Source organism: Mesorhizobium sp. KR9-304, from assembly GCF_040049215.1.
Lineage (GTDB): Bacteria > Pseudomonadota > Alphaproteobacteria > Rhizobiales > Rhizobiaceae > Mesorhizobium_K.
Genome location: NZ_JBDZDN010000002.1, coordinates 775,570 through 788,636 on the forward strand (window position 1 = coordinate 775,570; position 13,067 = coordinate 788,636).

General features: G+C 63.9%; 8 protein-coding genes. 1 reads left to right on the forward strand and 7 read right to left on the reverse strand.

The window, feature by feature from the left end; genetic code table 11:
- Position 1: 1 nt before the first annotated feature.
- The 3 genes from ABLE71_RS16085 to ABLE71_RS16095 form a co-directional block, all read right to left on the reverse strand.
- Positions 2 to 2,440, reverse strand: a complete 2,439-nt coding sequence (locus ABLE71_RS16085; RefSeq protein ID WP_348784436.1) for an FAD-dependent oxidoreductase — start codon at positions 2,438 to 2,440, stop codon at positions 2 to 4.
- Positions 2,441 to 2,665: 225 nt separating this feature from the next.
- Complete coding sequence (locus tag ABLE71_RS16090) at positions 2,666 to 4,207, reverse strand: trimethylamine methyltransferase family protein (protein WP_348784437.1); 1,542 nt, start codon at positions 4,205 to 4,207, stop codon at positions 2,666 to 2,668.
- Complete coding sequence (locus tag ABLE71_RS16095; protein ID WP_348784438.1) at positions 4,204 to 5,544, reverse strand: MmgE/PrpD family protein; 1,341 nt, start codon at positions 5,542 to 5,544, stop codon at positions 4,204 to 4,206. Before ABLE71_RS16095 ends, ABLE71_RS16090 begins: the two co-directional genes overlap by 4 nt.
- A gap of 263 nt (positions 5,545 to 5,807) precedes the next feature.
- On the opposite strand from ABLE71_RS16095, the gene ABLE71_RS16100 reads away from it, so the two are divergent.
- On the forward strand, positions 5,808 to 6,419 hold the full coding sequence (locus ABLE71_RS16100) for a transglycosylase SLT domain-containing protein (RefSeq protein WP_348784439.1): 612 nt from the start codon (positions 5,808 to 5,810) through the stop codon (positions 6,417 to 6,419).
- A gap of 128 nt (positions 6,420 to 6,547) precedes the next feature.
- Here ABLE71_RS16100 and ABLE71_RS16105 read toward each other — a convergent pair whose 3' ends face one another.
- The 4 genes from ABLE71_RS16105 to ABLE71_RS16120 form a co-directional block, all read right to left on the reverse strand.
- A complete protein-coding gene (locus ABLE71_RS16105) occupies positions 6,548 to 8,983 on the reverse strand; it encodes an ABC transporter ATP-binding protein (RefSeq protein WP_348784440.1) in 2,436 nt (811 codons plus the stop codon).
- Positions 8,984 to 9,041: 58 nt separating this feature from the next.
- Positions 9,042 to 10,199, reverse strand: coding sequence for an ABC transporter permease (locus tag ABLE71_RS16110; RefSeq protein WP_348784441.1), 1,158 nt, complete (start codon positions 10,197 to 10,199; stop codon positions 9,042 to 9,044).
- A 12-nt stretch (positions 10,200 to 10,211) separates the two neighbouring features.
- The gene (locus tag ABLE71_RS16115) at positions 10,212 to 11,249 is read right to left on the reverse strand and encodes an ABC transporter permease (protein WP_348784442.1); all 1,038 of its coding nucleotides are present in this window, start codon (positions 11,247 to 11,249) and stop codon (positions 10,212 to 10,214) included.
- Positions 11,250 to 11,340: 91 nt separating this feature from the next.
- Positions 11,341 to 12,993 (reverse strand): ABC transporter substrate-binding protein, encoded by a 1,653-nt coding sequence (locus ABLE71_RS16120; protein ID WP_348784443.1) that lies wholly within the window; start codon positions 12,991 to 12,993, stop codon positions 11,341 to 11,343.
- Between the last annotated feature and the right edge of the window lie 74 nt (positions 12,994 to 13,067).

A 13,067-nucleotide genomic window follows, 5' to 3' on the forward strand; every position in this document is an offset into this window, starting at 1 on the left:
TTCATCCGCGCATCCGCTCCAGATTGGCGTCGAACAGCGGCGCCGGCTGGATGCGCGCGGGACACCGCTTGCCGAGCAGTTCGATCTCGAAGCCATCGGCATCGTCGGCGATCTCCCTTGGCACATAGCCCAGCGCCACGGACAGTTTCGACGCATGCGCATAGCCGCCTGACGTCACCCAGCCGCGCACCTGCCCGTCATGCCAGATCGCTTCGTCGCCGATCACGTCGGCGTCGTCGTTGTCGAGGATGAAGGTCCGCAGCCTGAGCTTGCCGCCTGCCTGCTTCTCGGCCAGCGCGGCGGCCTTGCCGATGAAGTCGGCTTCCTTGCCGTAGGCGATGAAGCGGTCGAGCCCGGCTTCGAGCGGCCCGTAGATCGGCCGGTATTCCCGCGCCCAGGAGCCGTAATTCTTCTCCAGCCTCAGTGCGTTGAGCGCCCGCGAGCCGAACAGCCCGATGCCGAATTCCTCGCCGGCCACCATCAGCGCATGGAACACGCTGCGCTGGTATTCCGGCGCCATCCAGATCTCGTAGCCGAGATCGCCGGTATAGCTGACGCGTCCCAGAAGGCAGGGCGCCATGCCGATGTCCAGCGCCTTGATCGCCATAAAGGGGAAGGCCGCGTTCGATACATCCGTGCGTGTCACTTTCTCCAGCACCTTCCTGGCGCTCGGCCCGGCGATCGACAGGCCGACGCGCTTGAGGCCGAGCGCCTCGATGGCCACCGAACCGTCGTCGGGCAGGTGTTTTTCGAACCAGCGCATGTGGAACTGCTCGGCGACGCCGGAGCCGAGGATCAGCCATTCGCCCGGCTTGCCCTGGCGGCTGATATTGGCGAGCGTGAAGTCGCCGATCAGCCTGCCGTCTTCCTTCAGCATCGGCGCAAGCGTCATGCGGCCGGGCTTCGGCAGCTTGCAGGCGAGCAGCCGGTCGAGCCAGCCCTCGGCGCCCTGCCCCACCACGCGGTACTTCGCAAAGGAGGAGGTCTCGGTCAGGCCGACCCCGAACCGAACCGTCTCGACCTCGCGCGCAACGTGCTCGAAATCGGTCGAGCGCCGCCAGGAGAATTCATCCTTCACACCCTCCGGCGCATACCAGAGCGGCACTTCCAGCCCGTAGGCGACGCCGAACTGCGCGCCCTTCCCGGCGAGAAGATCGTAGACCGGCGTCGTCTTCAGTGGCCGGCCCGCCGGCAGCTCCTCATTCGGGAAGCGGATCGAGAAGCGGCGCGAATAGTTTTCACGCACCTTGGCGTTGGTATAGGCCATCGACGCCCAGTCGCCGTAGCGAGCCACGTCCATTGCCCAGATGTCGGCGCCGGGATCGCCATGGATCATCCAGTTCGACAGCGCGAGCCCAACGCCGCCGCCCTGCGAAAAACCGGCCATCACGCCGCAGGCGACCCAAAAGCCCGGCAGGCCGCGCACCGGCCCGACCAGCGGGTTGCCGTCGGGCGCGAAGGTGAAGGGGCCGTTGATGATCTGTTTGATGCCGGTGTTCTGGAAGGCCGGGAAATGGCGGAACCCCACTTCGAGCGACGGCGCGATGCGGTCGATGTCGGGCTCCAGCAATTCATGGCCGAAGTTCCACGGCGTTGTGAATTCGGACCATGGCTTGTTCGCCTTCTCGTAGGTTCCCATCAGCATGCCGCCGCGTTCCTGGCGCAGATACAGCTCGCCGTCGAAGTCGACGGCATGGATGATCTCCTTGCCGGCTTTCGCATTCCAGTCCGCGACTTCCGGCATGTCCTCGGTGATCAGGTACATGTGCTCCATGGCGAGCACGGGAAGCTCCAGCCCGACCATGCGGCCGACCTCGCGCGCCCACAGCCCGCCGGCGTTGACGACATGCTCGGCGATCACCTCGCCCTTGTTGGTGATGACGCGCCACTTGCCGTCGGCAAGCTGGACGATGTCCTCGACCTTGGTGAAGCGCTCGACTTCCGCTCCGAGTTTCCTGGCAGCCTTGGCGTAGGCGTGCGTGACCCCTGACGGGTCGAGATGTCCGTCCTCCGAATTGCGCACCGCGCCGACGAACTGCTTGGGGTCGATGAGCGGCATCAGCTCGGCGGCTTCCTTCGCCGAGATCTCCTCAAGGTCGAGGCCGAGATAGCGGCCCTTGGCGACCACGCCGCGCAACCAGTCCATGCGCGCCTCGGTCGCGGCGAGCAGCACGCCCCCGGTGATGTGCACGCCGGTCGCCTGGCCCGAAAGCTCCTCGATCTCCTTGTAGAGCTCGATCGTATACTTCTGCAGCTTGGCGACATTGGGATCGCCATTAATCGTGTGCATGCCGCCGGCGGCATGCCAGGTCGAGCCGGATGTGAGTTCGTCGCGCTCCAGAAGCACGACGTCGGTCCAGCCCGCGCGCGCCAGGTGAAAGAGCACCGAGCAGCCGACGACGCCTCCGCCAATGACCACGACCTGCGCATGCGATTTCATGTTTTTCTCTTCTGGTTCAGACGGTTGGGAGGTTTTGGCGAATCTGGACGGGAGGGAGTTGAATCACCTTGTTAGCGGCCGACGCTGCCCCCTCCACCGCCTACGGCGGTCCCCCTCCCCCGCTTCGCAGGGAGGATCCGCAGCGTCGATTCCGATGCATCCCGGCACCTCCCCCGTTTACGGGGGAGGTGCCGAGCGAATGCGAGGCGGAGGGGGCCGCACGCATCACGGGTCCCCGCTCCCGATCGCCTCTTTCCGCTTGGCCACATAAGCCTCCAGCGATTCTCGGATGGCGGGATCCATCGTCGGCTCGACATATTCCTCCAGCGCCTTCTTCCACAGCCGCGTCGCGCGCGCCGTCGCGTCGAGCCCGCCGGCTTCCTGCCACGCCTCATAGTTCTGCCAGTTGGACAGCATCGGCTGGTAGAACGCGGTCGAATAGCGTTCCAGCGTGTGCGGCTCGCCGAAGAAGTGGCCGCCGGTCGGCACTCGCCCGAGCGCGTCCAGCGCAAGCTCGCCCTCGTTCACCTCGATCGGCCGCAGGAACTCCATCATGTGCTGGATCATCTCGACGTCGATGATCAGCTTCTCGAAGCTCGCCGTCAGCCCGCCCTCCTGCCAGCCGGCGGCGTGATAGACGAGGTTGCCGTGGCCAAGCACCGCGCCCCACAGCGCCATCATCGTCTCGTAAGCGCCCTGCGCGTCCGCCGCGTTGGAGGCGGAGCCAGGGGTCGTGCGGTAGGGCAGATTGTAGCGCCGCGCCAGCTGCCCCGACGCGACATTGGCCTTGGTGTTTTCGGGCGTTCCGAAAGCCGGAGCGCCGGAACGCATGTCGACGTTCGAGGTGAAGGCGCCGTACATCACCGGCGCGCCGGGCCGCACGAGTTGGGTCAGCACGATGCCGAACAGCGCCTCAGCATTCTGCTGCGCCAAGGCGCCCGCCAGCGTCACCGGGCTCATTGCCCCCATCAGCGTGAAAGGTGTCACCGCGACCGACTGGCCGTGCTCGGCCATGGTGATCAGCCCTTCCGACATGGAGTCGTCGAAGCGCCGCGGCGAGTTGACCGAGATGATCGTGGTGACGCCGGGATCGGCGGCGAGCCGATCGAGCGTGAGACCGCGAGAAATCGCCATCATGGAGATGCCGTCGAGCGCCCTGCCCCGGCCGATCGCCGACACGTGGAACGCCTTGTCCGTCAAAGTGAGATTGGCGAAGTAGGTGTCGAGATGGCGCGAATTCGATGGCATCTCGACCGGCGCGCAGACCTGGTTGCCGATCATGTGGATGCAGTTGAAATGCTGCGCAAGCCGGATGAGGTCCTGGTAGTCACTGAGGTTGCCGGCCCGCCGCCCGCGCTCCATGTCATGTACATTTGGCGGTCCGGCGACCAGCGTGAAGTTGATCGTGTCGCCGCCGAGATGGATTGTATGAGCCGGGTTGCGCGGGGTGAGCGTATAGGTCGACGGCGCTGTCTTCAGCGCTTCCGCCACCAGCCCGCGGTCGAGCCGAACTGTCTGCGTGGCATGGTCGACGGACGCGCCCGCTTTCTCGAATAGCGCCAGCGCCCGCGCGCTCATCACCTCGATGCCGAAATTCTCGAGAATATGCAGCGAGGCCTCATGGATCGCCTCGATCTGGTCGGCAGAAAGCAGCGCCATCGGCGGGTAGGGATTGCGCACGCGCCGCAGCGGCAACTGCGGGATCGCCGCCGGACCTCGGTTGCTCGTGCGCTCGGCGCCACGTTTGCGTCTGGGCTCGGCGTTCACGGAGCACCTCCGGCTTCAGGGGTCGCATGGATGAGACGCAGCAGGTCGCGCAGCGACCCGTGATCCTCCAGCGCCATGACCATTGCTTCGATCGCTGCGGCTCGCTCGCCGACGCCGCCGGCCTGCATCAGCGCGTGGAACTTGCCGCTGACCTCCGCGTCGTCCAGCGGGTTTTCGGCGCTGCCGCGCGCCACGGCCGGCTCCGAGCGAAGCGTCCGCCCGTCGCGCAGCGCAATCTCGACCTCCGCCCAGCGCTCGGCCGGAAACAGCGACGACCAGCGCGGATCGTCAATCAGCGTTGTCGCCCGCGAAAGCCGCAAGATCGCCTCGTCTGCGAGCGCTGCCCCGTCGATCTCCTCCGGCCCCAGCCTCCCGCGTGTGAGAAAGGCAGCAAGCGGAAACGGCAGGCTGTACTGCGCCTCCTCGGTGGTGCTGGGCGCGGCGACATGCAGCCTGCTGGCTTCAGTGAAGGTCTTCACCCGGATCGAGGCCACATCCACCGCTTCAAAGACATGGTCGCGCCTGAGCTGCGCAGCCGCCTCCACCGCCGGCTGCGCCCAGCGGCACACCGGGTAGGCCTTCAGATACTGCTCGGTGATGCGCCAGCGCTTGCCGAGGTCGGACCACAGGGGCTCGTGCACCGTTTCCTCGACTGTGACCGCTGGCGCGCCCGTAAAGCCCGCGGCCGCCAGATGCGCGGCGGCAACGCCGGTCATCGCGCCCCAGCCCGAACCGTCCTTGATCATGGTGGGGTAGTCGATGCAGCGCATCATCGGGCTGCGCGGACCATTGAACTCGGCGACGCCGAGGGCCTCGCGGACCGTCGCAGCGTCGAGCCCGAGGCAGCGGGAGCCGATCGCCGCCACGCCAAGCGCAACCCATGCGCCGGACGTATGGTATTCGGCGGCGCTGGCATGCAGCGCGATCCCGGCGCGGATCGCCACCTCGTAGCCGACGATCAGATGCGCCAGCGCCTCGCGACCGCTCATCGTCTCGCCATCGCCGGCGAAGGCAACAAGGCCCGAAAGCGCCCCGCACCCTGCATGGCCCTTGGTCAGCGGATGGCCGTCATGGGCATCGAAACCGTCGATGGTCGTGGCGTTGGCGAAAGCGGACCCTGTCCCGCTCGCCTTGCGCCCGTCGAACAGGAATTTTGCTTCTCCGCCACCAAACTGGGCGTGTGCGACCGATCGGGCGATGCGGCTGACCGGCAGGCGCGAGCCGGCGGCGGCGACGCCGATCAGGTCGAGCAGGCAACGTCTGGCCGCGCGAACGACCTCGTCCGGCGCGTTGTCGAGGCGAAATTCGCGGATAAACGAAACGGTTTGGCCGGACATCGTCCGCTGGCTCCTCGGTGTGGCGGCGGCTCTTTTCAGCCGTCATAAGAGCGCCGCCCGATCCCCGGGACTATCGAAAAACCGCCATCCTCCGGCGGGATTTTAGCCACGGCGTCATTTGATGACGAAGGTTACAAATAATTCGACATCAGGCGTCGCAATTGTCGCATGCCCCACTTTGGACACAGGAGCCGGCCAAAAGCCCAACGGGGTTAACAGACAGTGCAAGATTCCGTTCAGCTTTTGGGGCTACACGTCAAACCATGCGTATGTCGCATTTTACGAAAATTGCAGGATTGGCGTTGGTCGCCGCATTGGCCGCGGCTTTGCCCGGACGTTCGGCCGCGCCGAGCAGGATCGACGATCTTTGCGCCGTGTTCGACCAAAAGGCCGGTTGGTTCGAAGATTGGAAGCATGCCGCGGAGCGGACCGAGCGCAAGCGTGGCGTGCCGGTTTCGGTGCTGATGGCAACGCTGCGCAAGGAATCCGGCTTCCAGCACAATGCCAAGCCGCCGCGCACGTGGCTGCTCGGTTTCATCCCGTGGAAGCGCGTATCGACCGCCTATGGCTACTCGCAAGCGATCGACGCGACCTGGGCGCAGTACCAGCGCGAGACCGGCAATGAATCCGCCGACCGCACCGACTTCGCCGACGCCGTGGATTTCGTCGGCTGGTATCATGCCAAGACCACCAAGGCCTTCGGCGTTGCCGCCGATGACGCTTACAACCTCTACCTTGCCTATTATTTCGGTTGGGGCGGCTACGAGCGCGGCGACTGGAAAGAGAAGCCTAGCCTGCAGGCCTACGCCCGCGAAGCCGAGCAGACTGCGCGCGACTACGCCTCCCAGCTCAAGTCCTGCGACCGGCAGGTTTAGAGCGAAGCGGTCCGACAGTCCGCTCTAGAGCATCGGAAACCGAAAAGTGCGCAGCGGTTTTCGGACAAATCCGATGCTGAAACAAAGAGATAGAGCGGCGAAGCGATTCCGATTGAGCGTTCGCCGCTCTAGGTCTTCTTCGCCTTTTCCTCGTTCTCTTCCTCGGTAGGCTCGAAAGCCGAGCCCACGTCCTCGTCCTCGCTTTGACGCCCCTCGCCGACGGTGCGCGGCGCAAACGGCGCGACGTGCGAATGATCGTCGGCCGCGCGCGGCTCGGAGGTCTCGTCGCGATGCTCGTGGTTGCGCGCGCGGATCGTCGATTCAGCCTCCTCTGCGTCCTCGGCGAATTCGCCGGCTTCCGCTGTGGCGGTCTTGCCGCTCGGACGTTTGGGCGGCTCGCCGACAAATCCTGGACCGGAGCCGCGAGGTGCATCCTCGGGTACGCCCTCATGCGCAGCGTGCTCCACGTCGAACTTGATCACCGGCTCCATCTTGGCGAGCACGTCGTCGTCGAGCCAGCACAGGCTTTTGTGGCCGCCGCCGAGATCCTTCACCGGCGGCACCTGCGTTTCGCAGAGGTTGCCGGGCACCAGCTTCTTGTAGCCGCAGCGCGTCTGGAATGGGCAGCCGGACGGCGGGTTCATGGCGGAGGGAATGTCGCCTTCGAGCACGATGTGCTTCTTCACCACGGAGGTGTCGGCGATCGGGATCGCCGACAGCAGCGCCTCGGTATAGGGGTGATAGGGCGGCGAGAATATCTGGTCCGTCGTGCCCTGCTCGACGATGTAGCCGAGATACATGACGACGACGCGGTCGGCGATGTAGCGCACCACACTGAGATCGTGGCTGATGAACAGCATCGTCGTCTTGTTCTTGCGCTGGATATCCATCAAAAGCTCGGTGACGGCGGCCTGTACCGAAACGTCGAGCGCCGACACCGGCTCATCGGCCACCACCACCTTGGCATTGCCCGCAAAGGCGCGGGCGACGCCGATGCGCTGCTTCTGCCCGCCTGAAAGCTGGCGCGGCATGCGCTCGGCGAAAGCGCGAGGGAGCTTCACCAGGTCGAGAAGTTCGAGCATGCGCTGGCGGCGGTCGGCGACAGTCTTGCCGACCTTGAACTTCTCTAGCGTCCGGATGATCTGCGAACCCACCGAATGGCTGGGGTTCAGCGTATCGAACGGGTTCTGGAACACCATCTGGATCGACGACACGGTCTGCACGTCGCGCATCTCGATGCCGGTCGACTGGATCTCCTTGTTGCCGAGCGTAACCGTGCCCGACGAGGCCGTCTCGAGGCCGAGCAGTACCTTCGCGAGTGTCGACTTTCCGCAGCCAGACTCGCCGACGATCGCCACCGTCTCGCTTTCGCGCGCCATGAAGCTGATCGTCTCGTTGGCCTTGACCGTCCTCGGCTCGGCCCCGCCGAAAATCTCATTGGCCGAAACCTTGTAGTATTTCCTGAGATCCTCGATCTTGAGCATCGGCGCGCCGGGCTTGACCGGTTCCTTCTTCTCCTTGGCGCCCGCCGGCATCGCGCTCCAGTCAATCTCGTTGAAGCGCACGCAGCGGCTGAAATGACCGTCATGGCCTTCTACCGGGATCATCGGAATCTCGGCGGCGTTGCAGAGGCCTTCCACGAAATGATGGCAGCGCGGGCCGAAATTGCAGCCCTTCGGCCGCTCGTGCGGCAGCGGCAGCTGACCGGGAATGGCGACCAGCGGCCGCGAATTCTTGTCGGCGCCGGGCAGCGGAATCGAGCGGAACAGGCCCTGTGTATAGGGGTGCCGCATGCGGTCGAAAACGTCGCGGATGTTGCCGGTTTCCACCGCCTCGCCGGAATACATGACGGTGATGCGGTCGCAGGTTTCGAGGATCAGGCCGAGATTGTGCGACACGAAGATCATCGAGGTCCCGAATTCCTTGCCGAGCCCCTTCACGAGTTGCACGATGCCGGCCTCGACCGTCACGTCTAGCGCCGTCGTCGGCTCGTCGAGCAGCAGCAGCGCCGGCTTCGACAGCAGCGCCATCGCGATGACGATGCGTTGTTGCTGGCCGCCCGAGAGCTGGTGCGGATAGGATTTCATCATGCGCTCGGGGTCGGGGAGCTTCACCGCGCGAACCGTTTCCAGGGCGCGTTTGTAGGCCTCCTCCTTCGACACCTTGTCGTGCAGGATCGGCACTTCCATCAATTGCTGGCCGACCTTCATCGCCGGGTTCAGCGAGGCCATCGGTTCCTGGTAGATCATGGCGATCTCGTTGCCGCGGATGGAACGCAGCTCCTCCTCGGACAGTTCGCCCATGTCCTTGCCCTTGAACCTGATGCGGCCGCCGACGATTTTGCCGACGTTGGAAAGATCACGCATGATGCCGAGCGAGACGGTCGACTTGCCGCAGCCGCTCTCGCCGACGATGCCCATCGCCTCGCCGGGCATGACCTTGCAGGAGAAGTCCATAACCGCAGGGATTTCGCCGCGCCGCGTGAAGAACGAGATCGACAGGTTCTCGATGTCGATGATCGGTTCGGCGTTCTGGATGTTCGTGGCCTTCACAGCTTCGTTCATCATCCGCTCCTATCGCCCGTATTCCGGAAGCCGGCAGTGCCTCCAGAACCACATGGCTTCAGTCTTTCATCGATTGTTCGCGCAGCGCGTCGGCAAGCAGGTTGAGGCCGAGCACGAAGGACATCAGTGCGATTGTGGGCGGCAGCGCCGGGTGGATGAAGGAGCGCAGCAGGCGGCTGGCATCCTTGATCGCGGTGCCCCAGTCCGGGCTTTCCGGCGCCAGTCCGAGGCCGAAATAGCCGAGTGTACCGAGCAGGATCGTCGTGTAGCCGATGCGCAGGCATGCATCGACGATCAGCGGACCGCGCGCATTGGGCAGGATTTCCCACAGCATGATGTACCAGGGGCTCTCGCCGCGGGTCTGCGCCGCCGCAACATAGTCGCGCGTCTTGATGTCCATGACCAGACCACGAACGATGCGGAACACGCCCGGGCTCGACGCGAACACCACGGCCACGAAGATATTGAGCTGGTTGGGTTCGATGGAAACGATGCCGAGCGGGTCGGCGTTGAAGACGAGGCCGGCATAGACCCAGAATCCGAGCACGAGCGTCAGTCCGAGCGTCAGGTAGAGCTTGTCCGGCCGGTCCTTGAATCGCGTCCAGAACAGTGTGGCGAAGAAGATGATCGGAAACAGGAAGAAGAGCCCGGCGAGCCCGTAAGGGATCGGCGTGTCCATGATTCCCGGCGTGACCAGCAGATAGAAGAGCAGGATGACCGGGAACGCCAGCACGAGGTTGGCGAGGAAGGAAAGCACCGAGTCGATCCGGCCGCCGTAATAGCCGGCCGGCAGGCCGAGCGTGATGCCGACCATCAGCGCGAAGGCAGTTGCCGCCGGCGCTATGATCAGCACGATCTGGCTGCCGAACACCATGCGCGAAAACACGTCGCGGGCGAGCTTGTCGCCGCCGAAAAGGTAGATTTTGTGCGACGCGGGCTCGATTGCGCCCGGCAGCGCGTCCTTCATGATCGCAACTTGGCCGAGCGGATCGAAGGGCGCAATCGTCGAGGCAAAGATCGCCGTGAACAGCCAGAAAAAGCAGATCGCGACGCCGGCGATGCCCACCCCACTGTCGAAGAGCTGGCCGTAGAGACCGAGCTTTTTCTTGAAGGTGAAGCTCAAAGTCAGCATGATCGCCAGCCCCAGCCATACCGGCCAGAAGCGGGCGATCACGCCGAGGACAACCTGGAAGGCGCCTATGTATTCGATCCCCATCGCCGGCGTCCCCTACTGCACTCTGATGCGCGGATTGAGATAGGCGTAGCCTATGTCGGAGATGAGCTGCGTCATCAGCACGATGAGGACCGACACCAGCGAGCAGCCAAGCAGAAGGTCGATATCATTGTTCTGGGCTGCCTCGACCAGCGTGTAGCCGAAACCCTGATATCGGAACATCGTCTCGACGATAACGACGCCGGTCAGCAGCCACGGGAACTGCAGCATGATGACGGTGAACGGCGCGATCAGCGCATTGCGCAGCGCGTGCTTGATGACCACGTTGGAGAATGAGAGGCCCTTCAAACGCGCCGTGCGGATGTATTGCTGCGTCATCACCTCGACCATCGAGGCGCGGGTCATGCGGGCAATATAGCCGATGCCGTAGATCGCCATCGTCATCACCGGCAGGGTGAAGTTGTAGAAGGTGATGCCTTGCCCGGTGGCCGATGCCGCCGAGCCATTCAGCCAGCCGAGCCACGAAGCGAAGATGACGGTGAAGATGATGCCCGAAACGTATTCGGGCGTGGCCGTCGTCGCAATCGAGGCGACCGAGAGCGTCCGGTCCGTTCGCGTGCCTTCGCGCATGCCGGCAAGGATGCCGATCAGCAGCGCGATGGGCACCATCGTCGCCATGACCCAGAACATCAGGATGCCGGTGGCGCCCAGCGCCGGGAAGAGCTTCGAGGCGACGGTCGTCTTGAACTTGGTCGAACAGCCGAAATCGCCCTGCAGTATGCCACCGTAGTGAGGTTCGGCCGGCTCGTTGCAGTAGCTGAATCTGGGTACAGCCTTGCCCGTATCGGGATCGATGTTGGGCTGCTTCTGCACGACACCCAGCCACTGGCCGTAGCGCAGGAAAAAGTTTTGACGGTATCCGTTCTTCGTCAGCCAGCTCTCGATATGCGCATCAGACGAGCGCATGTCGAGCTGGCTGATTGCCAGCTTGCGCAGGTTCGGCTCGAGATTGATCATGAAGAATACGACCATCGTCAGACAGAACATGGTGAGAACCATGGTGCCGAGACGCCGTAGAATGAATGCAAGCATGCTCGCCCCCTGCCGTGCGGGTTGGGGTTAGATGCGTCCAGTTGTCATTTGAGCGGAGAGGGGCAGAGCCCCTCTCCCGTCGCCGAAGCGATCAAGCTTCTTCCAGCCAGACCTTGCCGTACTCATGCTCGAAGGTCGGATGCATGCCGTGGTTCTTCACCGAAGGCATCGAGCTGTTGTAGAGCTTGCGCCAGTAGGGCTGGATGATGATGCCCGAGCTCTGCAGGATGGTCTCGATCTTCTCCATGACCACCTTGCGCTTCTCCGCGTCGGCGATGGAAAGCGCCTCGCCGATGGCGGCGTCGAGCTCCGGATTGGAGTATGCTGCCTCGTTCCAGGCCTCGCCGGTCCGGTAGGCGATGGCGACCACCTGGACGCCAAGCGGACGCATGTTCCAGTTGGTGAGCGAGTAGGGATACTTCGTCCAGTCGTTCCAGAAGGTCGAGCCGGGCAGCACCGTCCGCTTGACCTTGATGCCGGCGTCGCGCAACTGCGCGGCGATGGCGTCGCCGGTGTTCTTGTGCCAGTCCTCGTCGACGGTGATCAGTTCGTGCTCGAAGTCGGCCTGGCCGGCTTCGGCCATCATCGCCTTGGCCTTTGCCGGATCGCGGGCAATCTTCGGCAGCGCCACATATTCCGGATGGATCGGCGCGACGTGGTGGTTTTCCGCCGGCGCGCCGGCATTGCCGTAGCCAAGCTGAAGCACGACCGCGTTATCGACCGCGAGCTGCAGCGCGTTGCGCACCTTCTGGTCGTCATAAGGCTTGTTGGCGACGTTGGTGCGCGCCACGATCGTCGAAGCGGTGACGACTTCCGAGGTCAGAGCGCCGACGCCTTCGAGGATCGTCACGTAGTCGGCCGTGGTCTCGTGGTTGGTGTGCACTTCGCCCGCCTCATAAGCGGAAACCATGGCCGACGGATCGGTGCCGTAGTCAATGAATTCGACGCCGTCCAAATAAACGTCGCCCTTCCACCAGGCGCCGTTTTCGCGACGCTTGTACACGACCTTCTGGCCGACGTCGTAGGAGACGAGCTCAAACGCGCCGGTCCCGATCGGGTTCTTGACGAAATCGCGGCCGGTCTCGTCGAACGAGCGGTGCACGATCAGTGCCGGATAGTCGCACAGACTCGGGATCAACGCGATGTCAGGCTTGGTCAGCGAAATCTTGACCGTCATGTCGTCGACCTTGGTCACCGCGCCTTCGCGCAGCTTGCCCGAAGCTTCATCGACGATCGTGCCGAGACGGCCCGGCATCGAATTGCCTTCGGCGCTCTTGTCGGCCCAACGCGTGAAGTTGAAGACCACGTCGTCGGCGTTGAAGGTGTCGCCATTGGTCCAGGCGACATTCGGACGGACGTGGAGGACGTATTCGGTGGCGTCGTCGTTCACATCCCAGCTCTCGATGAGATTTGGCTCGAAGGTGAATTCGCGCGTGTATTTTACCAGTCCTTCGAGGGTCTGGCGCTGAGCGTTGGCGATTTCGGACCAGTCGGCGGTACGCGGGTCCTTGGGATCCTTGATCGACATCGCGACCTTCAGGACGCCACCCTTCTTGGGCTCCTGGGCCTGCGCCTCCATCGGCACCGCAACGCCGAGCATGCCGTAGGCCATCGCGGTCGAAGCGCCGAACACGCTTGCCATCGCGAGAAATTCACGACGGTCCACCGTTCCCGCCTTGGCGCTCTCGGCCATCTCGCGGATGTGGTCCGGAACGCGGTCCCCGTTACTCCTGTAGAATGTCATGACGAACTCCCATTGTTGGCTTTCTGCCGATTACAATTCCGCATCCGGCCTGCGTTGTCAAAGCAGACGGGAAT

Excerpts from the sequence above, each read along its gene's own strand:
- ABLE71_RS16105 (WP_348784440.1), bottom strand. The coding sequence starts at position 8,983 with ATGAACGAAGCTGTGAAGGCCACGAACATCCAGAACGCCGAACCGATC.
- ABLE71_RS16100 (WP_348784439.1), top strand. The coding sequence starts at position 5,808 with ATGCGTATGTCGCATTTTACGAAAATTGCAGGATTGGCGTTGGTCGCC.
- ABLE71_RS16110 (WP_348784441.1), bottom strand. The coding sequence starts at position 10,199 with ATGGGGATCGAATACATAGGCGCCTTCCAGGTTGTCCTCGGCGTGATC.
- ABLE71_RS16095 (WP_348784438.1), bottom strand. The coding sequence starts at position 5,544 with ATGTCCGGCCAAACCGTTTCGTTTATCCGCGAATTTCGCCTCGACAAC.
- ABLE71_RS16120 (WP_348784443.1), bottom strand. The coding sequence starts at position 12,993 with ATGACATTCTACAGGAGTAACGGGGACCGCGTTCCGGACCACATCCGC.
- ABLE71_RS16085 (WP_348784436.1), bottom strand. The coding sequence starts at position 2,440 with ATGAAATCGCATGCGCAGGTCGTGGTCATTGGCGGAGGCGTCGTCGGC.
- ABLE71_RS16115 (WP_348784442.1), bottom strand. The coding sequence starts at position 11,249 with ATGCTTGCATTCATTCTACGGCGTCTCGGCACCATGGTTCTCACCATG.